At 70.1% G+C, this 21,597-nt stretch carries 19 protein-coding genes; 13 read left to right on the forward strand and 6 right to left on the reverse strand.

Annotation, left to right across the window (positions count from 1 at the left end; all coding sequences use genetic code 11):
* Positions 1 to 6 precede the first annotated feature (6 nt).
* The gene (locus GE115_RS08770) at positions 7 to 903 is read left to right on the forward strand and encodes an NAD(P)-dependent oxidoreductase (RefSeq protein WP_153684430.1); all 897 of its coding nucleotides are present in this window, start codon (positions 7 to 9) and stop codon (positions 901 to 903) included.
* Positions 904 to 931: 28 nt separating this feature from the next.
* Here GE115_RS08770 and GE115_RS08775 read toward each other — a convergent pair whose 3' ends face one another.
* A complete protein-coding gene (locus tag GE115_RS08775) occupies positions 932 to 1,966 on the reverse strand; it encodes a LacI family DNA-binding transcriptional regulator (protein ID WP_153684431.1) in 1,035 nt (344 codons plus the stop codon).
* Between the two features lie 90 nt (positions 1,967 to 2,056).
* Between GE115_RS08775 and GE115_RS08780 the strand changes: the two genes are divergently transcribed.
* The 6 genes from GE115_RS08780 to GE115_RS08805 all read left to right on the forward strand — a co-directional run bounded on the left by GE115_RS08780 (position 2,057) and on the right by GE115_RS08805 (position 10,682).
* Positions 2,057 to 4,600, forward strand: coding sequence for a hypothetical protein (locus GE115_RS08780; protein WP_153684432.1), 2,544 nt, complete (start codon positions 2,057 to 2,059; stop codon positions 4,598 to 4,600).
* 42 nt (positions 4,601 to 4,642) lie between these two features.
* A complete protein-coding gene (locus GE115_RS18820; protein ID WP_216648804.1) occupies positions 4,643 to 5,599 on the forward strand; it encodes a carbohydrate ABC transporter permease in 957 nt (318 codons plus the stop codon).
* Positions 5,599 to 6,423, forward strand: coding sequence for a carbohydrate ABC transporter permease (locus GE115_RS08790; RefSeq protein WP_153684433.1), 825 nt, complete (start codon positions 5,599 to 5,601; stop codon positions 6,421 to 6,423). The genes GE115_RS18820 and GE115_RS08790 overlap by 1 nt, the downstream gene beginning before the upstream one ends.
* 68 nt (positions 6,424 to 6,491) lie before the next feature.
* Entirely contained in the window at positions 6,492 to 7,772 is a 1,281-nt protein-coding gene (locus tag GE115_RS08795) for an ABC transporter substrate-binding protein (protein WP_172979792.1), read from the forward strand.
* Positions 7,773 to 7,867: 95 nt separating this feature from the next.
* A complete protein-coding gene (locus GE115_RS08800; protein WP_153684435.1) occupies positions 7,868 to 8,785 on the forward strand; it encodes an ROK family protein in 918 nt (305 codons plus the stop codon).
* Between the two features lie 205 nt (positions 8,786 to 8,990).
* Complete coding sequence (locus GE115_RS08805; protein ID WP_216648805.1) at positions 8,991 to 10,682, forward strand: S8 family peptidase; 1,692 nt, start codon at positions 8,991 to 8,993, stop codon at positions 10,680 to 10,682.
* Positions 10,683 to 10,708: 26 nt separating this feature from the next.
* Here GE115_RS08805 and GE115_RS08810 read toward each other — a convergent pair whose 3' ends face one another.
* Positions 10,709 to 11,377 (reverse strand): hypothetical protein, encoded by a 669-nt coding sequence (locus tag GE115_RS08810; protein WP_153684436.1) that lies wholly within the window; start codon positions 11,375 to 11,377, stop codon positions 10,709 to 10,711.
* Between the two features lie 190 nt (positions 11,378 to 11,567).
* On the opposite strand from GE115_RS08810, the gene GE115_RS08815 reads away from it, so the two are divergent.
* Entirely contained in the window at positions 11,568 to 12,929 is a 1,362-nt protein-coding gene (locus GE115_RS08815) for a coiled-coil domain-containing protein (RefSeq protein ID WP_153684437.1), read from the forward strand.
* A gap of 151 nt (positions 12,930 to 13,080) precedes the next feature.
* Here the strand turns inward: GE115_RS08815 and GE115_RS08820 are convergent, their stop codons facing one another.
* Both GE115_RS08820 and GE115_RS08825 read right to left on the reverse strand, forming a co-directional pair.
* The gene (locus GE115_RS08820; RefSeq protein WP_153684438.1) at positions 13,081 to 13,560 is read right to left on the reverse strand and encodes a hypothetical protein; all 480 of its coding nucleotides are present in this window, start codon (positions 13,558 to 13,560) and stop codon (positions 13,081 to 13,083) included.
* A gap of 338 nt (positions 13,561 to 13,898) precedes the next feature.
* Positions 13,899 to 14,438 (reverse strand): hypothetical protein, encoded by a 540-nt coding sequence (locus tag GE115_RS08825; protein ID WP_153684439.1) that lies wholly within the window; start codon positions 14,436 to 14,438, stop codon positions 13,899 to 13,901.
* A gap of 249 nt (positions 14,439 to 14,687) precedes the next feature.
* Here GE115_RS08825 and GE115_RS08830 point away from each other — a divergent pair, with 249 nt between their 5' ends.
* The 4 genes from GE115_RS08830 to GE115_RS08845 all read left to right on the forward strand — a co-directional run bounded on the left by GE115_RS08830 (position 14,688) and on the right by GE115_RS08845 (position 17,399).
* Entirely contained in the window at positions 14,688 to 15,551 is an 864-nt protein-coding gene (locus GE115_RS08830; RefSeq protein ID WP_153684440.1) for a hypothetical protein, read from the forward strand.
* A 70-nt stretch (positions 15,552 to 15,621) separates the two neighbouring features.
* The gene (locus tag GE115_RS08835) at positions 15,622 to 15,963 is read left to right on the forward strand and encodes a gamma-glutamylcyclotransferase family protein (RefSeq protein WP_153684441.1); all 342 of its coding nucleotides are present in this window, start codon (positions 15,622 to 15,624) and stop codon (positions 15,961 to 15,963) included.
* A 51-nt stretch (positions 15,964 to 16,014) separates the two neighbouring features.
* On the forward strand, positions 16,015 to 16,668 hold the full coding sequence (locus GE115_RS08840) for a helix-turn-helix domain-containing protein (RefSeq protein ID WP_153684442.1): 654 nt from the start codon (positions 16,015 to 16,017) through the stop codon (positions 16,666 to 16,668).
* Positions 16,665 to 17,399 (forward strand): hypothetical protein, encoded by a 735-nt coding sequence (locus GE115_RS08845; RefSeq protein WP_153684443.1) that lies wholly within the window; start codon positions 16,665 to 16,667, stop codon positions 17,397 to 17,399. Before GE115_RS08840 ends, GE115_RS08845 begins: the two co-directional genes overlap by 4 nt.
* A 189-nt stretch (positions 17,400 to 17,588) precedes the next feature.
* Here the strand turns inward: GE115_RS08845 and GE115_RS08850 are convergent, their stop codons facing one another.
* The gene (locus GE115_RS08850; RefSeq protein WP_153684444.1) at positions 17,589 to 17,960 is read right to left on the reverse strand and encodes a PH domain-containing protein; all 372 of its coding nucleotides are present in this window, start codon (positions 17,958 to 17,960) and stop codon (positions 17,589 to 17,591) included.
* 33 nt (positions 17,961 to 17,993) lie between these two features.
* Complete coding sequence (locus GE115_RS08855) at positions 17,994 to 18,401, reverse strand: hypothetical protein (protein WP_153684445.1); 408 nt, start codon at positions 18,399 to 18,401, stop codon at positions 17,994 to 17,996.
* Positions 18,402 to 18,671: 270 nt separating this feature from the next.
* Here GE115_RS08855 and GE115_RS08860 point away from each other — a divergent pair, with 270 nt between their 5' ends.
* On the forward strand, positions 18,672 to 21,563 hold the full coding sequence (locus GE115_RS08860) for an SNF2-related protein (RefSeq protein ID WP_312855038.1): 2,892 nt from the start codon (positions 18,672 to 18,674) through the stop codon (positions 21,561 to 21,563).
* Positions 21,564 to 21,597 lie beyond the last annotated feature (34 nt).

The following is a 21,597-nucleotide window of genomic DNA, read 5'->3' on the forward strand; positions in this document are numbered from 1 at the left end:
ACCCCCATGACCATCACGTTCATCGGCCTCGGAATCATGGGCGCGCCCATCGCGCGCAACCTGCTCGCGGCCGGGCACGACGTCATCGGCATCAACCGATCGGATGCCCCGGTCGCGAGGTTCGTGGCCGGCGGCGGCCGCACGGCCGGGCTGCGCGAAGCCGTCGCGACGTCTACCACCGTAATGCTGATGCTGCCCGACTCGCCCGACGTGGAGCGGGTCGTGCTGGGCGGCGAGGACGGAGACGGGGGCGTTCTCGCCGCGGCGACGGCCGGCACCCGCATCGTCGACCTCAGCACGATCGCGCCCGCGAGCTCGCGCCGCGTCGCGCGAGCCTGCGCCGAGCGGGGCGTGCACTACCTCGACTGCCCGGTCAGCGGCGGCGAGCAGGGCGCGATCGACGGCACGCTCTCGATCATGGTCGGTGGTGCCGACGACGACCTGGCCGCCGTGCGGCCGCTCCTCGAGGCCATCGGCTCGACGATCGTGCACGTCGGCGATGTCGGAGCGGGGCAGACCGTGAAGGCCGCGAACCAGCTGATCGTGGCCGGCACGATCCAGCTCGTGGCCGAGGCGCTGGTGTTCCTCGAGCAGCACGGCGCCGACGCCGAGGCGGCGGTCCGCGTGCTCGCGGGAGGGCTCGCCGGCAACCGGATCCTCGACCGGAAGGCCGCCGGCATGCTCGAGCGCCGGTTCGAGCCCGGCTTCCGCATCGAACTGCACCGCAAGGACCTCGGCATCTACCTCGCTTCGGCCCGCGAGGCGGGCGTGGTGTCGCCCGCCGGGGCGATGCTCGGCCAGCTGCTCGAGTCGGCGGTCGCGAACGGCGACGGCGCACTCGACCACACGGCGCTGCTGCGCGGGGTGGAACGACTGAACGGCCGGGCGGTCACGCCCGCATAGCAGGGCAACGCCACCGCGGGCGGCGTCGTCACGCCCGCGGAGCGGACGGCGTGGTTGGCAGCGACGTGGCGCGCACGACGATCTCGGGGGCGAAGCGGCCCTCGAGGTTCGACTCCTCCTCGAGCCCGAGCAGGAGCCGTACGGCCGCGGCGCCCAGCGCCGCGGAGGGGTGGCGGATGGTGGTGAGGGGCACGATGGCGAAGTCGGCGAACTCGATGTCGTCGTAGCCGACCAGCGAGAGGTCGTCGGGCACGGTCGCGCCCGCGCCGATCAGGCCGTGCAGGAGGCCGAGGGCGAGCAGGTCGTTGCCGGCGAAGATCGCGTCGGGGCGCTCGGAGGGGGAGCGCTCGGCGAGGCGCTCGGCGACCTCCTCGCCGATGCGGGCGTTCTGCGCGCTCGTGCGGATGACCTCGAGCGGGGCATCCGCAGCCGATTCGCGAAGCGCGCGCCGCGCGCCGGCGAGACGCGCATCGACGTGGGGGTGCGGGCCGCCGACGAAGAGCGGGCGCCGCCGGCCCTGGTCGAGCAGGTGCTGCATGGCCAGGTAGCCGCCCTGCTCGTTGTCGCCGGAGATCGCCGGGAAGTCGTGCGAGCCCTCGGCGAGGCCGACGAGCACGAACGGGGTGCCCTGATCGCGCAGCGCGAGCAGTTCGGGCGGAACGCCGCCGACGGGCGCCGCGATGATGCCCGAGACCTGCTGCGACTCGAAGAAGTTCAGGTAGGCGCGCTCGCGCTGCGGATCGTCGTCGCTGTTGACGACGATGATGAACCGCCCGTTGGCCGCGGCCTCGCGTTCGGCACCTGCGGCGACCTCGGCGTAGACCGGGTTCGCGGTGTTCGAGATGAGCAGCCCGAACGCCAGGCTGTGCCCCATGCGGAGCCGCCGGGCCGCATCGTTGCCGACGTAGCCGAGCTCGTCGGCGGCCGCGAGCACGCGCGTGCGCAGCTCGTCGGAGACCCGCGAGGGCTGCGTGAACGTGTAGGAGGCCGTCGCTCGCGAGACGCCCGCTCGGGCGGCGACGTCCTTGATCGTCGCTGGTGCTGGGCGATGCGCACTCGGCATGGTGCTCCTTTGCAGCTGCTTGTCTCGCGGTCGGACCGTACGCTAGCGTAGCGGAAATCGTGAATCGATTCACGAAGCAAGGGAGCAGGTGTGTCGATCAATCCGACGTTCTCGACGTTGTGGGCCGTCAACGGTCCGCTCGACCTCGACGAGCTGCGCGTCCAGCTCGACGACTTCGTCGAGGCCGGCCTCGACGGGGTCGTGTTCCATCCGCGGTTCTACCCCGACGAGCCGGCGTACCTCGGCGACGAGTACCTCGCCCTCGTCTCCACGCTCATCGTCGACGCGAGCGAGCGAGGACTCGCCTTCTGGATCTACGACGAGAACGGCTGGCCGAGCGGCAGCGTCGGCGGTCGCATGCTCGAGCGCCATCCCGAACTGCGCCAGCGCTGGGTCGAGCTCCAGCCCGACGCGGGCCAGCCGGCGCTGCGCCGCTTCGGCCGCGACGGGGCGGGCTGGGCGCTCGTCGAGCGGTTCGGCCAGGGGGTCGACTACCTCGCCCCCGGACTCGCCGGGCGCTTCCTCGAGCTCTGCTACGCCCGCTACGCCGAGGGCCTCACGGCCGACGCGTTCGCGCGGGTCGCGGGCTTCTTCTCGGACGAGCCCGAGTTCGGCCTCGGGCATTCGCACCACGAGCTCTCGCCGCACGGCGCGATCCCGTGGACGCCCGACCTCCCCGAGCGCTATGCCGAACGTCACGGCGGCGACCTCCTGGACGACCTTCCGGCCGTGTTCGTCGGCGAGGCGCGCTCCGGCCGGGTACGCGAGCGGTTCTGGGAACTCGTGACCGACCTGTTCGCCGAGCGCTACCTCACCGCGATCGACGCCTGGTGCCGCAGCCGTGGCGTGCGCTTCACCGCCCACGTGAAGGGCGAGGAGCATCCGCTGTTCCAGTTGCCCACCGTCGGCTCGCTCGGACCGGTGGTGCGCGCCGTGGGCCTGCCAGGCATCGATGCGCTCGGCCGTCATGCCGTAAACGACTTCTATCCGCGCCAGGTGTCGGGCATCGCCCGCCAGTTCGGCGACGGCCGCACGATGGCCGAGGCGTTCGGCGGCGCGGGGTGGGGAGCGACGCCCGCCGACTTGGAGGCGTACTTGCGGTGGCTCGCCGGCCACGGCGTGACCGACTTCGTGCTGCACCTGAGCCAGTACCGGCTCGATTCCGCGGCGATCGAGGACTGGCCGCCGTCGCATCCCCGCCACGTCAGCTGGTCGGCGGCCTACGCCGACGTGCTGGCGAGCGTGCGCGCCGCCATCGAGGCCGAGCCGCGCCCGACCGCCGACGTGCTCGTCGTCGTGCCGCAGCGCGCCCTCGCCCGAGCGTTCGAGCCGTGGGAGTTCGTCGCGACCAACGTGCACGACGCCCACGACTTCCCCGATACGCCCGCCGGTGCGATCAACGCGGAATTCCTGCGGCTCGTCGAAGCGCTCCGCGAACGGCAGGTCGCGTACGAGTTCGCCGACGAACGAACGCTCGAGCGCGAGGGTCGGGTGGTCGACGGATGCCTCGAGCTCGGGCATTCCCGGTACCCGGAGGTCGTCGTGCCGGCGGCCGCGGTGCTGGATGCCGCGATGGCGCAGGCGTTGCGCCCGCTTGTGGTCGCGGCGGCGGGGCTCGCGCCCGCTGCGGCGGGCCCGGTGGCGCCGGACGTGGATGCGGGAACGGGCGCGGGCGCGGGCGCAGCCGGTTCGCCCGCGCCGCCGCCCCCGCCCGCTCCGGCGGTCACTCCGCTGCGCTGGCGGATCGAGCATCGCCCCGTCAATGAGCTCGTCCTCGAGCCCGTGCCGTCGGACGGCGCGTGGGCGGCGGTCGTCGAGGCGGCCGACTACGAGGGCCCGATCGAGATCCGCTGGGCCGACGAGCCGGTCGACGCGGCCTGGGGCGATGCGCCGGTCGAGGTCCGCCGGTCGGGTCGTGGGTGGGTCGGCGAGGCGTGGATCGAGCGGGGTGCTCGCACGCAGGTGCGGTTCCGGCCTCGCGCGGCCCTGCCGCCCGCGACGGTGCCCAGGGCGTGGGCGGCCGGCGATTTCCTGGTGCGGGGCCGGCTGCGCGGCCGAGAACGGTCGGTGTCCGCTTTCGACGGCCCGTTCCGGCTCGCGGCGCCGGACTCCGGAGCGGACGCCGGCGCCGGCGGACTCGACCGGGAACTCGTCGAGGCCGGATTCCCCTTCCTCTTCGAACCCCTCGACCTCATCGCGGAGGTCGACGTACCGCCCGGTACCGGCGCGCTGGCGGTGACGGGCGGAGTCGCCGACGCCGCGGGCATCCGGCTGGGCGAGGCCCAGGCGGTCTGGCGCTGGTCGGGCGACGAGGCGGGGTGGACGGTGCCCGTCGAGGGCGCCGGTCCGAAGCTCCTCCGCCTGCGTCTCGTGCCGAGCAGCTTCAACCGGTACGGCCCGCACCACCACTACCTCGGCGACCCCCCGGTGGTGAGTCCGGCGCAGATGCAGGGCGCCCGCAACTACGCCGATGCCGACGACGCCCCCGAGCGCACGCACGTGGCGCAGTGGTGGGTGCGCCGGCTCGTGCTGCCCGAGGGCGTCGTGTTCCGCGCGGCGACCGCCCCGTCGGCGCCGACCGAATGGCGACTCGCGCCGGACGTTGACAACCCGCAGCCCGCGCTCGTAAAGTAGCCGTGCTGTGAATCGATTCACGATCACGAAGGAGTGAACACCGTGGCTAGCACCCTGCTCGAGGACCGCGACGTGGCCGACGCCGCGCCCGGCGCCCCGATGCCCGCCGCCCCGCGGCCGAGGCGCCGGTCGCGCCGCGCCGGCATCCTCGCCCCGTGGTGGTTCGTCGCCCCGGCGATCGCCGTCTACGTGTTCATCGTCGTCGTGCCGAGCCTGCGCGGAGCGTTCTTCTCGTTCACCGACTGGAACGGCCTCGGCGCCGACTGGTCGTGGGTCGGCCTCGAGAACTTCGCCGACGTGTTCACCGACCGCGCCGCGCAGGCCGCGCTCTGGAACACCCTGGTGCTCGCGGTGCTCGTCACCGTCATCCAGAACGCGATCGGCCTCGCGCTCGCCGTCGGCCTGCACTCGATGGTCAAGTCCCGCTACCTGCTTCGCGTGGTGTTCTTCGCCCCGGTGGTGCTCACGCCGCTCGTGTCGGGCTACGTCTGGAGCTACCTGCTCTCGCCGAACGGCACGGTGAACGAACTGCTGCGCGGCGTCGGCCTCGGCGGCCTCGCGCAGGACTGGCTGGGCGACCCCGACTTCGCCCTCTATGCCGTCGTGGCCGCGGTCGTGTGGCAGTTCGCGGGCTACTCGATGGTGATCTTCCTCGCCGGCCTGCAGGCGGTGCCCGAGGAGATCCTCGAGGCAGCGACGATCGACGGGGCCGGCCCGTGGCGCCGGTTCTGGAGCGTCACGTTCCCGCTGCTGAACGGTGCGGTCGTGATCAACGTCATGCTCAGCCTCATCGGCGGCCTGAAGCAGTTCGACCAGGTCGTCGCGATGACCGGCGGCGGGCCCGGCACGGCGAGCGAGACCATCTCGACACTCATCTACAAGAACGCGTTCCTGCTCGGCGAGTACCCGTTCTCGGTCGCGCTCGCCGTGGTCATGACGATCCTCATCGCGGGACTCTCCGCGGTGCAGTACCGACTCACGCTCCGGAAGGCCAGCTGATGCACACGCGCTACACCGGCCGAACCCTCATCCGCGAGATCGTCCTGATCGCGATCGCCGCGGTCTGGGCCATCCCGCTGATCGCCCTCGTGAACGTCTCGCTGAAGCCCGCGAACAGCCAGACCAACGCGCTCACGCCGACGTGGCCGCCGACGTTCGAGAACTACGGCACCGCGTGGGAGCAGGCGAGCCTCGGAGCGGCGCTCATGAACAGCACGATCGTCGCGGTCGTCAGCATCGTGCTCATCGTCGCGATCTCGGCCCTCGCGTCGTATCCGCTGGCCCGGGTCACGCGCGCCTGGTCGCGGTGGACCTTCTACGGCGTGCTCGGCGGCCTGCTGATCCCCGCGCAGCTCGCCCTGCTGCCGCTGTACGCGACGATGCGCGACGTGGGGCTGCTCGGCTCCCTGTGGGCGGTCATCCTGATCAACGTCGGCACGGCGATGCCGTTCTCGATCTTCCTGTACACGACCTTCGTGCGCGACCTGCCGCTCGAGTACGAGGAGGCCGCCCTGCTCGACGGGTGCGGCCCCGTGCGCTCCTTCCTGAACGTCGTGTTCCCGCTCGTGAGGCCCGCGACGGGCACCGTGATCATCCTGAACCTCGTCGGCATCTGGAACGAGTTCTTCACGCCGCTGCTGTACCTCTCGGGCAGCGGCAATGCGACCGCTCCCGTCGCGATCTACAGCTTCGTCAGCCAATACGTCACCGTCTGGCCGCTCGTCTTCGCCGGACTGGTCATCAGCGTCATCCCGATCCTCGTTGTCTACTTCTCGCTGCAGAAGTACGTCATCAAGGGCTTCGCGGGAGGACTCAAGGGATAGCAGCACTTTCCCTGCGGCGCGCAATCACCCAGCACCAGGGGCATCCAGCCCACATTCAAGGAGGAATAGTGAAGCTCAACACCACACGCCGCACGGGTGCGACGATCGGCCTCGCCGCCGTCGCCGCCCTCGTCCTGGCGGGCTGCTCGACCAACGGCGGCGGCGGCGAATCGGGCGACGAGAACGTGCTCACGTTCACCGCGGCCGGCGAGGCACCCGCCCAGGCGGCGATCGACGCGTTCGAGGCGGCCAACCCCGGCGTCACCGTCGAGGCCACCTTCGCCAACGACGACGAGTCGTACCAGCAGACCCTGCGCACGCAGCTGTCGGCGGGCACCGCGCCCGACGTCTTCCGCGTGTGGCCCGGCAACGGCAACGCCACCTCGATCACGCCGCTCAGCGACGACGGGCTGCTCATGCCCCTCGGCGAGCAGTCGTGGGCGGGCGATGTCGACGACTCGGTGCGACCGGTCGTCGAGGACGCGGACGGCGAACTCGTCGGCGTCCCGGTGACGATGGTCGGCATCGGCGCGATCTGGAACGACCAGGCCGTCGAGGCGGCCGGCCTGACCACTCCCGAGACCTGGAGCGACGTGCTGCAGTTCTGCGCCGACGCGAAGGCGGCGGGCAAGGTCGCGTTCGCGCTCGGCCTGAAGTCGGCGTGGGTCACGCAGCTCGTGCCCTACGCCCTGACGGCCACCTCGGTCTACGGCCCCGACCCCGATTTCACCGACCAGCAACTGGCCGGCGACACGACCTTCGCCGACTCGGCCTGGCAGGACGCCCAGTCGCAGTACCTCGAACTGCGCGACGCGGGCTGCTTCAACGAGAACCCGAACGGCATCGGCTACGACGAGCAGATGACGATGCTGGGCCAGGGCGACGCGCTCGGCGCGGTGCACATCACGTCGGCGGGCGCGAACGCCGAGCAGTACGCCGCCGAGGGCACGACGTTCTCGATGACGCCGTTCCCCGCGACGGACGACCCCGGCGAGACGAACCTCCCCGTGTCCGTCGGCATCGTCTACGGCGCCAACGCCAAGGCGAAGAACCCCGAACTCGCGAAGAAGTTCATCGACTTCCTCGCGTCCAGCGAAGGCCAGGCCGTCTACGCGACCGCGGCCGGCGCGGCTCCCGCGCTCGCCTCGAGCGACTTCGAGGCGGGCCCTGTGCTCGCCGCGATCACCGAGTACCAGGCCGAGGGCCGCGCGCGGCCGTTCCCCGACGTGTTCTGGCCGAACACGAAGGTGCAGCAGGAACACCTCGCCGGCATCCAGGAGCTCTTCAACGACAGCATCACCGTCGATGAGCTGCTCCAGCGCATGGATGCCGCATTCGCCGAGGGGTAGGCAGCACTCGCGGTGGGGCGGGGCGCGCAAGCGCCCTGCCCCGCCGGGGCCCGCATGAGGGGGTCCGCAGACGACGGATCGGAGGGATGGGGACGATGACGGACTACGCACTCGCCGTGGATCTCGGCGGCACGAAGGTCGAGGCGGCGCTGGTCGACGGAGCCGGAGCGCTCGTGCCGGGTTCGCGGGCTCGCCGAGCGACCGGACGGAGCTCGTCGTCGACCGATCTCGAGGCGGCCGTGATCGGCGCCGTCACGGCGGCTCGCGCGAGCATGCCGCCCGACGGCCGGGTGATCGCGGCAGGGGTCGGCTCGGCCGGTCCGGTCGACCTCGCCGGAGGACGCGTGTCGCCGATCAACCTCCCCGCCTGGCGGGGGTATCCGCTCGCGCACCTCGTCGCCATCGGCGCCGGCGTCGACACGGATGCCGTCGTGCTCCGGCTGGACGGCCAGTGCATCGTGCTGGCCGAGCAGCGCCTCGGCGCACTCCGCGGCGCCCGCACGGCCATGGGCATGGTCGTCTCGACGGGCATCGGAGGGGGACTCGTCATCGACGGCGGGTTCGCCCCGGGGGCCTCGGGCAATGCCGGACACATCGGGCAGACCCTGCTCGGCGACCCGGAGACGGGCGCCCTGGCGACACTCGAGGAGATCGCATCGGGCCCCGCGATCGTCGCCTGGGCGAACGGGCGCGGATGGGCCGGTCGCGACGGCGAAGAGCTGGCCGCGGCCTACCGGGCGAGGCATCCGATCGCCGTGGCCGCCGTCGAGCGCTGCGGAACCGCGATCGGGCGTGCCGTGCTGTCGGCGGCTGCGCTCGTCGACCTCGAGGTGGTCGCCATCGGCGGCGGCTTCGCGAAGGTGACCCCCGACCTGTTCGGCATCATCGATCGAACGATCCGCGACGAGTCGCCGCTCGCCTCGATCGACGTCGTCGTACGCCCGGCAGCCCTCGGCGACGACGCCCCGCTGCTCGGTGCGGCATCCCTCGTCTCGGAGCTGCAGCCCGCCTGAGGGGCGTCGGGCGGGGAGGCGCCTTCGGACGGGCGGGCGATGGAGTGCTCGATCCGGTGCATGCCCGCTTCGCACTCGGTGCGTACCCGGATGCCTCGGCGGCCGATGAGGCGCAGGCTCGTGCCGAGACATCCATCCGGCCGGCCGCCCACGCGGCGCACGCACGTGCACGACCGACCTCCGACTCGGGAGAGCGAGCACGACCATGGGCAGGATCGACGGCAAGGAACTTCCCGCGGCGGACACGCCGCAGCTCGAGCCGCGCGTCATCGTCAAGGTGCGAGACGACGCACGTGCCGAGTTCACCCGGCGGCGAGCCGAACAGGAGCGGGCTGAGCGCCCGCGTGACGAGGAGCTCGAGCCCGAGGCATCCGACCCCGGGGTGAGCCTCCTCGATGCGGTCGCGTACGTCGGCGACCTGCTCGCCGCCCGGCAGGACGCGATCGCCGCCGAGGCGCACCTCGAGTCGCTCGCGCCCGAGCGAGCGGTGGGCGGCGCCGGCCGGCGGGCGCGGTTCGCCGCGTATGCGGCGATCACACTGCACGATGAGGCATCCGCTCGCGAGCTCGCGGCCGACCTCGACGCACGACCCGACATCGAGACGGCGTACGTCGAGGGCGGTCCGACGCCGCCGCCCGTGGATGCCACCGATGACCCGCTGAGCGGCGACCAGTCGTACCTCGACGCGGCACCCGCCGGCATCGATGCGCGATGGGCGTGGGATCTCAGCGACGGATCGGGCATCGGATTCGTCGACCTCGAGCAGGGATGGACGCGTAACCACGAGGACCTCGCGGCGGCCGGCATCACGATCATCTCGGGCGTGAGCATGGCGTACCACGGGCACGGCACCGCGGTGCTCGGCGAGGTCGTCGGCGTCGACAACGCGCTCGGGGTCATCGGCATCGCGCCGGGGGCATCCGCTCGCGTGGTGTCGCAGTTCCGCACATCGACGACGTACAGCACGTCGGCGGCGATCATCTCGGCGGCCGACGCGATGTCGCCGGGCGACGTGCTGCTGCTCGAGGCGCAGACCATCGTCGGGGATTCGGACTACCTGCCGGTCGAGGTCGAGTCGGCCGTCTTCGACGCGATCCGCGACGCGACGGATGCCGGCATCGTCGTGGTCGAGGCGGCCGGCAACGGCTCCACCGACCTCGACGCGTTCACGGATGCGGCCGGCAAGCACGTGCTGAAGCGCGGCGACGCCGACTTCCGCGACTCGGGCGCGATCATGGTGGGCGCTGCGTCGTCGTCGGCACCGCACAGCCGGCTCGGCTTCTCGAACTTCGGCAGCCGAATCGACTGCTACGGCTGGGGGCAGGGCATCACGACCACCGGCGACGGGTGGACGGGCACCTCGACGACGGAGTACACGGCGTTCTTCGGCGGCACGTCGGGCGCGAGCCCGATCGTCTCGGGTGCGGCGGTGCTGCTGCAGAGCTGGCACCGCGATCGCGAGGGCTGGGCGATGAGCCCGGACGATGTGCGCACCTGGCTGTCGTCATCGATCAATACGCCCAGTGCGAACCCGTCGACCGACCGCATCGGCGTGATGCCGAACCTGCGCGCGATCATCGAGGCGTTCGTCGAAGACGACCGGTTCGACATCGATCCCGACAAGTACTCGCTGTGGGTCTACATCCTGTTCGGCCTGCTGAACGATGCTCCGGGCGTGATCTGGGTGCCGGGGAAGGGCCCGGTGCCCGTCGATCCCGAGTGGCGCAGTCTCGGTCAGGCGCAGCGGCGCCTGCTCGTCACGGAGTTGGCCACGCAGGTGGGCGGCCTCGAGCGAGCGGGCAAGCGGTTGACCGTGCGCGAGGCCGACCGAATCGGGGCGGTCTCGCTCGGCGAGGTGCTGCGGCGGTCGGCGGCGCAGGTGCGCGGGGGTGGGTGAGGGTGTCGGACGTGTTGTGGGGTGCGCTATTCCGCATCCTCGACGAAGGGCGGGATGGTGTATTCGGCCCACGGAGAAGCCCGCCCGTATCGCTCGTCGAGCGCGACTCCACGCTCGACGGAACTCATCGCGGGAAGCTTTGACAGTCCGTACGCAGCTTCGTCGATCAGCGCGCCGGCGGCGAGGTCGACGCCGAACAGCGTTCGCGAGGTCGTGATCTCAGGCGCTCGGCATTCGAACCACACCGTCACGTAGGCGATGCTGGTGATCTCGTATTCAGGCCGGATCGTCACGGCAACCTGAGATTCATGGTTGTGGCCCGGGTCGAGCGCCCAGACCTCGCCACCGGGTTCGACGATGGTGGCGTAGTACATGATCGGTGCACCGTCCAGCGTGGTGTACCCCCATTTCGTCAGGCATCCGCGCAGCTGCTCTTCGCCAGTGTTGTGCAAGGCGTAGCTCACGCGGAGCGTTGCGGAGTCGGGTGGGGTGGCGTCCTCGATCCAGCCGTTGTACACCTCCGTGTCGGCATCCAAGCTCGGCTGCTGCGAGCGGCTCAGATCGAGCGATGCCTGACTGATCTCGAGCGCACGCTGGGTCTGCACGAACGACACGATGAGTGCGACGACGCTGACGAGCAGGGCTCCGGCGGCGACGAGGTTCGCAATGAGGGACGACTTCGAGTGCTGAATCACCGCGCTCCTCCTTCCGCTGGTCCCGCTACGAACGCCCGACTGACGGCACGTGACGCAGGCGCATGAGTCCGTCTGCGGCGATCACCATACTGATCGGATGGTCGGCCTCGCTGGCCCCAGAACGGGAGGTTTCGGCGCAGGAACTCCCAGCCCTCAGCGCGCTCCCAGCGGCGCCCCTAGGATCGAGGTCATGGCCGGATTCTGGGGCAAGAGGAAGCGCGAGGAGCAGGAGCTCCAAGCCCAAGACGCCGACCTCGCGCAGCGCGCGAAGAGCGCCCTGGTCGCGGCCGACGAGCGGGTGCGCGTCACCGCCGACGAGCTCGTCTTCGCCGAGGCCGAGCTCGGGTCCGAGGCGACCGCCGACCTGCGCACCGCGCTCGCGTCGGTGCGCGAGCACCTGGGCGAGGCGTTCCGGCTGAACCAGCTGAACCACGACGAGATCCCCGACACCGCCGAAGAGCTGCGTTCGCGCAATGCCCGCATCGCTCAGCTGTGCGACTGGGCGGAAGACCTGCTCGACGAGCGCACCTCCGCGCTCGCGGAGAAGATCGCGCGGGCGCGCCGGGCTCCCGAGATCATCGCCGGCGTGCGGGCGGATGCCTCGCGCCTGCGTTCGCGCATCCCTCACGCCCGCGAGACGATCGAGCGGCTCGCCGCGCGGTACTCGCACGAGGCGCTCGCGCAGGTCGAGTCCAACCCGGCCGAGGCCGAGCAGCTGCTCGGATTCGCCGAGCACAGCTCGGGCGTGGCCGAGCGCCGGCGCGAAGCCGGTCAGCGCGAGCAGGCCAACCTCGCGCTCGAGGCATCCACCGAGTCCGTGCGTCGCGCGGCGGCCCTGCTCGACGCGGTCGAGACGTTCGAGGTCGAGGCGCTGCGCGCCGAGTCGACGCTCGCGGCGATCGTCGAGGACTCCCGGGGCGACATCGCGGTCGCGCTCAACGAGCCGTACAACGCCGGCGTCACGGCCGCGATCACGCAACTGCAGGGTGCGCTCGCCGCCCTTCCGGCGGCGGGCGTCAACGTCGACCCGTTCACGCAGCTCAACCGCCTGCGCGAGGCGAATGCCGGTCTGGATGCCGCAATCGCCGCCGCCCGCGAGCGCGCTGCGCGCCCGATTCCCCCGCTCGAGCACGTGCAGCACGCGATCGACGACGCCGACCGGCAGCTCGCGGTTGCGAGCAACGTGATCGCCGGGCACCGCGGCTGGATCGGCGCCGACGCCCGCACCCGGCTCGCGGAGTCGGAGCGCATCCGCCTCGACCTCGACCGCTTCCTCGGCGCGCCGGCGGCGACCATCACCGTCATCGACGAGGACCACCGCGAGCAGGCGATGGCCATGGCCCGGCGGGTCGCGTACCTCGCGGGCGAGGCGCTGCAGCTCGCGCAGCGCGACATCGACTCGTCGCGCCCGCAGGACCCGTACGGCGGAGGCGGCAACTGGGGCGGCGGCCCTGGCTGGGGCGGCGGTCGTCGCGGCGGCGGTGGCGACATGATGGGCGGCATCCTCGGCGGCCTCGTCATCGGCAGCGTGCTGGACGGCATCTTCGACTGAGCCTTCGCACCACCCCGGCGGTCGAGGAGGCGCGCCAGCGCCGCCCATCTCGTCGGTCGAGTAGGCGCGCCAGCGCCGTATCGAGACCTGGTGACCCGGTCTCGATACGCGTGCTCCTTCGTCGCTCGCTACTCGACCGCCGCGCGGAGCATCAGCAGCCCGGCCCAGTCGGCCGCTCGTTGCAGTCGCCCGCGACGAGCACCGTGTCGAACTCGCCCACCAGCACGCTCCGCACCGGCGCCGGAACGTCGAGCGTGCCATCGATCGTGCGCCACACCGACCCGTTGAACCGGTACTCCGCGGTGAACGTGACCGTCGGCTGCACCTGGAACGTGCCCCGCTCGTCGAAGACGAGACTCGTGTCGGTCGCCGAGAACTCGCGTGCGCCGAGCTGCGCCCACGTCGCGCCTGGTGATCCGGATGCCACGCTGCCGCCATCACTCGACGCCCACGCGTAGCCCACCGGCGTGAACCGCACCTCGGCCGGACGGCCGAGCAGGCTACCCGCAAGCGTCTGCGCCGTGGCACCCGACACGAAGTTCGCCGGAAGCCCGACCACCGCCCACCCATCGGGCTCCATGACATCGGCCGGGATCGCCGGCCGGAACGACGCGATATCCCGAAGGGTCACGGTCGGCTCACCTTCAACCGGCGGCACCGGAACGGCTGGGTCGCGCACGCACGGGTTGTTCGGGTCGCGAACCAGGCAGAAGTCGTCGATGGGTGGGGCCGGCGGCGCCACTGCTCCGCCGCCTGAACCCGGCTCCTCGTCCCCGCCGCTGGCCCCATCCGGCGCTCCAGTCGACGAACCCGTGTCGCCCACGAGTTCACCGATCAGGTCAACGGCGTCATCATTCACTTCGCCCGAAGTCGGGGAGCACAGTCCGGCATGGAACAGAGCGATCGAACACGCGGAGGCCGGTTGCGCGACTATGAGCGCGCCGAGCACTCCTGCGACCACGCCAGCGGTTAGCAGAAATCGTCGCCGGACCATGGGTCAATCCCGTCAACCAACAGCACCTTTGAGTTGGGCACCGCCTCAAGTTGGACAACGACCGGGTTGCGGAGCGGGCGATCGCTCGGAGTTACGTCGGCGCCGCCTGGCCCGATGAGTGTTGAGTTGCTCACGTCAATGCATGCATAGATGGAGACAATCGCTGTGCTACCCGAATCATCATTGGACACCAGGCTGGTCGTGTCGATCGAGCTAGAGCCCTCGGTTCGCACACCTTCCTTTGCGAAGGCATCGAACTCGGCGATCAACTCTGCCGCGTATTCCTCAGTGACTACCTCTCGGATACGGTCACTGCCGGTGCCACCTTCGTTGGTGATGGCGTCAGACACGACCGCATACGACTTCACCGCGCTCACCGCGGCCGAGAGCGCCTCCTCGTCCGACGCGAAGATGGGCTCGACCTCGGGTTCCGCCGAGGCACTCGCTGACACGTCGGGACTGGGCTCAGGCTCGGACCCGCCGCCGCAGGCGGCGAGTCCGAGCACGAGCAGCACGGCGACCCCGAGAACCGGGGGGAGGGGGACTCGTCGGGACCTGCCGGGCATGCGGTCCACCGTAAACGAACCCGCGCGCCCACCCACCCGGTTCTGCACAACCCCGATCGGGTGTCCAGTTGCGGCTAGTTCGGAGCGTCTGCACTCGCCACAAGTGGACACTCGCCCGGGAGCGGTAACGAGCGCCCGCCGCCACCACCTCGAGTCGAGCCCATGGCGACCACCGCCGCGCGATCCTAGGATGAACCCATGGCCGGGTTCTTGGCCGGGCGCAGGCGGGGTGCGCCGCAACACGAAGTCCACGACGCCGATGTGGCGCGGCGGGCGGCGTCGGCCCTGCTCGCAGCCGACGAGCACATTCGCCTCGCCACCGACGACCTCGGATTCGCCGAGGCGGAGCTCGGCCCCGAAGCGACCGCTCGCCTGACCCACGCGCTCGCCGCGGCGCGCCGCGTGCTGCGCGACGCGTTCCGGCTGAACCGGCTGAACCTCGATGCGCAGCCGACCGCCCCCGACCTCGTACGCGCCCGCAACGCGCGCATCGTCCGGGCGTGCGAGTGGATCGAGGAGATCCTCGACCACGAGGCATCCGCACTCGCCGATCAGGTCGCACGCGTTCGCCGCGGTGCTCCGCCGGACGCGCCGGTCGCCGCCGATCCGTTCGCCAACGAGGCGTATTGGCCCGTGCTCGACGACGAGCAGGTCGAGACGGATGCCTCGCCTCACGCGGCACACACGAACTCGCCGCACCGGATGCCGCTCCCCAGCGTCGTGCACATCCACGTGCACCTGCACCAGATGATCGAGGCCGCCGATCGACGGCTCGACATCGCTCGCGATGCCGTCGCGGCGCATCCCGGCCGGGTCGGCCCGGCGGCCCTCGCCTGTCTGGCCGAGTCCGAGCACCTCCGCCGGGTTCTCGCCCACAGCCTCGGCCAGCCGCTCGACGGCGACGTCGACGGGCGCGCGGCGACCATCGTGGTGGTGGAGCCCGATCACCGCGAGCGGGTGCTGGCGCTGGCGCAGCGCGTCGCCGGTCTCGCGAACGAGGCCGCGGAGTTGGCGCGGCGCGACCTCCGCGAGCCGCTCCCCGTCGAGCGCCTCGGCGACTGAGCGCGCCGGCGAACGGGTGCGCCGCCCAGGCCGAGCCCACCCAAGCGGCCCAGCCCCGTACCCTCGATCCATGCCCGCGATCGAACGCCTCTTCAGCTACGGCACGCTCCGTCTTCCGCAGGTGCAGCGCCGACTCTTCGGCACCGAACTGCCGACGACGGCCGACGCGCTCGTGGGATGGCGGCTGCGGATGCTCCGCATCGCCGACGCCGAGGTCGTCGCCCTGAGCGGCGAGGCGGAGCATCCCATTCTCGAACGCACCGGCGACCCGGCCGACCGCGTCGACGGCGCCGTGCTCGAGCTCTCCGAGGCGCAGCTCGCGGCGGCCGACGACTACGAGGTCGACGACTACCGCCGCATGCGCGCGCAGCTCGCCTCGGGCGGGGAGGCGTGGGTGTACGCGGCGGGGTGACCCGGCCGACGGATTCTGACACAAGGGTGTCTGAACTGTTACCCTAGTGTCATGGCTTACGGAGTGCGCGAGTACGCGGACAAGCTCGGCGTGTCCCGCGCCGCCGCGTACAAGCGTGTGCGAAGCGGCCGCATCGGCGCGTATCGAGCGGGGTCGCAATGGGTCGTCCCGCCGGAAGCGATCGGCCTGCCGCTTCCCTCGTCTCGGCCGTTGTCGCCCGAGAATGCCATCAGGTTCCTCGTGTCGCTGTCCGGCCTCGAGGCTGAAGTGCCAGACGCGGTGGCACGCCGTCGCATCGCCGAGAAGATCGCGCGCGTTCGCGACGGTTCGGTCGACGCGCGCCTCCTGTGGAGCTGGGTTCGCGCGCGGTCGCCGAGGCTCGCGCTGAGCGCCAGTGCCGCCGACCTCCCCGATCTCCTCCAAGATGCGCGCCTGGCGCGATCGGGACTCTCCGACCCACGAGCGGGGATCGCGGCATCCGGCGTTGTCGAAGGCTACGTGTCGCCGGCTGTCGCCGACGCGCTGGCGAGGGAGTATCTGCTCGTCGAGAGTGACCGACCGAATGTCTGGCTCCATGTTGCCGACATTCCGCGCGAGGAATCGGGTGCGGTGCCGATCGGCTTCGTCATCGCCGACCTGCTCGACCACGCCGGCCCCCGCGAGATCGGCCAGGCCGCGCATCTGCTCGCCGAGTTTTCGCGATGACGGATCACGCCCCGCTCGTCATCCTTCCGCCGCTCGGCGAGGGTGCCGGCGAGTCGTGGAGCGGGCTGCTCGACCTCTCCGACGCTGTGCCTGAGGGCTGGTGTCTGATCGGCGGTTTCATGGTCTTGCTGCATTGCATCGAACGCGGCGCCGCTCCCACGCGTCCGACCGACGACGGAGACGCCGTCGTCGACCTGCGCGCACGGCCTACGATGCTCCGCGAACTCACTGCCGCGCTCGTGAGCGTCGGCTTCGCAGCAGACGGAATCACGGCGGACGGTCACCAGCACCGGTGGATGAGGGGACGGGCGAAGATCGATGTCCTGATCCCTGACGGAATCGGAGAGCGGGCGGCGAGCGCCACGGGCATCGGTGGCGCAACCACCCTGCAGGCACCCGGCACCACGCAGGCGCTCGGCCGGGCGCAGCCAGTGCGCGTGCAGCACGGCAGTCGCGTCGGCCGTATCGATCGCCCGACCATGCTCGGCGCGCTCGTCGCCAAGGCGGCGGCGCTCGAAATCGCCGACGGCGTGCGCGGACAACGACACATCATCGACTTCTGCAACCTCGCACCACTCGTCGCCCGTGCCGACCTCATCGGGCCGACCCCGAAGGATCGACAGCGTCTTCGGCGGATGCTGGCGAAGGCGGAACAGCATCCGGGAATCATCGCGAGCGTGGATGGCGCTGCCGACGGCCTCCGCCGAATTGCGATGGCGATCGATGCCTGACGAGCTATCTCAATTTGTCCCGAGACCGATGGGAGCGACGTACGCGCCAGCCCACGTGAACCAGGCTTCGGTCACCGAACCGAGCCCTGGACGGGTTCGTCGGTAGAAACGTGGTTCCAACGTGCGATGAGCCGGGCATGCCGAAGGCCGGCCACGGTCGGTGACCGGCCCTCGTCCCGCCACGATGCGTCAGTGCTGCAGCACCGCCCAGGCGAGCAGGCTGTCGATGCGACGGATGTCGGCGCCCTTCGAGAGCCTCACCTTGATGTGGCCGGCCTTCGTCCAGAGTTCGAGCTCGGCGTCGCGGTCGAGCAGTCCGCCGGCGTTCTCGCTCGACCACATGTGGATCGAGCTGTATGGCAGCGACGTGATCTCGACCTTCTTGCCGGTGATGCCCTGCGCGTCGCGCACGATCAGTCGCTTCGTCGTGAACGTGGCCGAATCGCGGAACGTCTTGAAGGACGCGACGGCCTGCTCGCCCTCGACGAGCAGCGGCTGCACGTCGGCGGGCACGGGGATCTCATTTCGGAGCGTCCAGGCGAGGATGGGGGAGGTTTCCATGGGGTGATGTCCTTTCGACGGATGCCTCGGCGCTCAGCCGACCGTCAGCGTCCAGTTGCCGTTGGCGCCGACCTCGATCACCGAGGGACCGGCCGTGAGCGGGACGGTGCCCGAGTAGGGGCCGATCTCGTTGACGAGCAGGCCGACGCTGAACGCGGCTGCGGTCTCTTCGGAGACCATGAAGTTGGCATCGCCGTCGTGGGTCGCGGTGAGGGCGCCGGCCGGGCCGTCGTAGAGCATGACCGCGTCGCCCGCGCCCGCACCGGTGAACACCGGCGCCGCGGAGACGGGCGCGATGGTGATCGACCAGTTGCCATCGGCCTTCACCTCGAGCGTGGATGCCTTGGCGAGCCCGAGGAATCCGTACGCCGACGTGCCGTTGTACGCGCCGATCGTGTTCACGAGCAGGTCGCCGGTCGGCTGGTTGCCCGCGTCGAGCACGTTGACGATGAAGTTCGCGGGTAAGGGTGGCGATGCCGACTGTATGGTTTCGTATGCAACAAGAGGATGCTTCGAGCGCTGAGAGCCCCCGAAGTGGGGTCAAATAGTCCGGGCCAGTTCCGATGTTCCCGATGCTTCCTTTACTTATGCTCGAGACATGGTCAATCGCTCGCAGCATTGCGGACATCCAAGCCGCCTGCGAGGTTCACTGTCTCTCGCTCAAGCAGGGCACTCCTTTAGTTGAGCGACCTAAGCAACGGCCGGGAGCTCGTGCCGCTCACCGACTACCAGGCGAAGTATTATGCGCACGAGCTGCAGCGCAGCTACGCGAACGATCACGTGGGAAAGCTCGCTGGTCTGCTGTTCGACGCCCAGGTGGAGCCTAAGCCGCATCAGATCGATGCGGCGCTGTTCGCGTTGCAGACTCCGTTCCTCTCGGGTGTGATCCTCGCTGACGAGGTGGGCCTCGGCAAGACGATCGAGGCGGGCATCGTCATCTCGCAGTACTGGGCGGAGCGTCGCCGCAGCATCCTGATCGTTGCCCCGTCGAGCCTGCGGCAGCAGTGGCAGCAGGAGCTGTACGAGAAGTTCCTGATCCCCTCCGCGATCCTCGATCCGAAGTCGATGGACTCGCTGCTTGCTGCAGCGGGTGGTCGCTCGGCGCAGGTGTTGATCTGCTCCTATGAGTTCGTGTTCCGGCACGAGACCTCACTGCTCAAGGCGTGGGATCTCGTGGTCGCGGACGAGGCGCACCGGCTGCGGAACTTCTGGACGGGCAAGACGAAGGCCGCCGAGGCGGTGGCGCACATCGTGTCGGGTGCGCACAAGACGGTGCTGCTGACGGCGACGCCGCTGCAGAACAAGCTCGAGGAGCTGTATGGGCTGGTGTCGATCTTCGACCCGGGCTACTTTTATTCGCTCGATGCCTTCCGGGAGCGGTACGTCAAGAACCGAGACCTTGGCGGTGACGACGACCTGGTGGAGCGTGTCGCGACGGTCTCGAAGCGCACACTGCGGCGTGACGCGGACAAGTACATCCACTTCACCAAGCGCCTGCCGCTGACAGTTGAGTTCACTCCGTCGCCGGACGAGGCGCGGCTCTACGACCTGGTGAACGACTACCTGCAGCGCGACGAGCTGTTCGCCTTCGCGGGAAGCCAACGCCACCTCTCCGCCCTGATCATCCGCAAGCGCCTCGGCTCGTCGACCTACGCTGTCGCGAGCACGTTGGAGAACATCGCCAACCGCCTGGCCGATGAGGTTGCTGCCGGGCAGCGTCGCGACGGTCGTGGCGGTCTGGTCGCCGCAGACTTCGCCGTCGACGACGAGATCACCAGCGAGGAGCTGGAGGAGGCCGAGGAGATCGACGGCGCGGACACGAGTGCTCGCGCGTCGATGCCGCTGGACGAGTCGCTGCTGGAGGCGATGCGTGCCGAGGTTGCGGAGCTGCGCGAGTACGCCGCGCTGGCCCGTTCGATCACCGAGAACCAGAAGGCGGTCAAGCTCGGTGAGGCGCTTGACCTTGGCTTCGAGCGCCTGCGCGAGTTGAGCGCTCCTGAGAAGGCCATCATCTTCACGGACTCGACCAAGACGCAGGAGTACATCGCCCGCTCACTGCGTGAGGCCGGTCGCGGCGAGAGACTCGTTCTGTTCAACGGCTCGAACAGCGGGCCGGAGCAGACCGCGATTTACCAGGCATGGCTGGAGGAGAACCGGGACGGCGACCTGATCACCGGCATTGCCGCTGTGGATCGGCGGAAGGCGCTCGTGGACTACTTCCGCACTGAGGGCGCGATCATGATCGCGACCGAGGCCGCGGCAGAGGGCATCAACCTGCAGTTCTGCGCGATGCTCGTCAACTACGACCTGCCCTGGAACCCGCAGCGGGTTGGGCAGCGCATCGGCCGTGTGCACCGCTTCGGGCAGAAGCACAACGTCGTCGTCGTGAACTTCTCGAACAAAGGCAACATCGCCGAGCAGCGCATCCTGGAGCTGCTGACGAACAAGTTCCAACTGTTCTCCAGCGTCTTCGGCGCAAGCGACGAGGTGCTCGGCGCCATCGAGGACGGCCTGGACTTCGAGAAGACCATCAGCGACATTCTCACCCGCTGCAGAACCGCCGACGAGCTGGACTCCGCGTTCAGGGAGCTGGAGCAGCAGTACGCGAGTGAGATCTCGCGCGAGATGGCCAGCGCCAAGGCGAAGGTCTTCGATAACCTCGACCCCCACGTCCAGGATCGCCTCAAGGCCTACGACACGCAGTCCGGTGAGGTGCTCAACAAGTTCGAGCGCCTGCTGCTCGCGGTGACCCGGCACGAGCTGGACGAGCACGCTACCTTCGAGGGCGACGGGCGCACCTTCGTGCTGAACCAGTCGCCGGTGAAGGACGCGCCGACCGGCCGCTACTTCTTCAAGTCCCAGCCGCTGGAGAACGCCCACCAGTACCGCTACGCGAGCCCGTTGGCCCAGCACATCGTCGAAACCTCGAAGACCCACGACACCCCGGCACGCGAGCTGACGTTTTCGCTGAGCCAGTCGGAGCGCGTCAGCAGCGCGATTCGCACGCTGGAGGGCACCAGCGGCGAACTCACCGTCAGCGTTGCGACCTTCCGTATGAGGGCGCGCGACGAGGACGTCTCCGAGTCCTACATGCTCGCCGGTGCCCTGACCGATGACGGCCGGCGGCTCGATGAGGAGTACGTCGCAGACATCCTTGACCTCGCCTGCATCGACGTCGGGACACGGCCGGTGGCGATCGACGAGGGCCGCTTCATGCCGCATCTCGACACTCGACGGGCTGAGCTGGAGAGGGAAGTCCAGGGCCGCAACTCCCGCTACTACGACCAGCAGGAGGAACTGCTCTACCGCAACCAACAGGATCGCAAGGCTGAGCACGAGGGTGCGATCCGTGACTACCGCGCCAAGGAGAAGGAAGCACGCAAGCTGGCGCGGCAGGCCGACGACCCGATGGAGCAGCTGCGGCTGAAGAAGGAAGCCCGCAGGTGGGAGCAGCGTGCCGAGGAAGCCGACGAGGACTTCCGCGAGACACGCAAGAAGCTCCGGGCGGAGGCGGACAAATACCTCGACCTGATCGAGCAGTCGCTCCGGGGAACCCAGGAGGCAGAGCATCTGTTCACGATTCGCTGGCGGATCGCCATATAGACCACCGGGGCATTCACAAACCCGACACAAATTG

The sequence above is a fragment of the Agromyces agglutinans genome, from assembly GCF_009647605.1.
Classification (GTDB): domain Bacteria; phylum Actinomycetota; class Actinomycetes; order Actinomycetales; family Microbacteriaceae; genus Agromyces; species Agromyces agglutinans.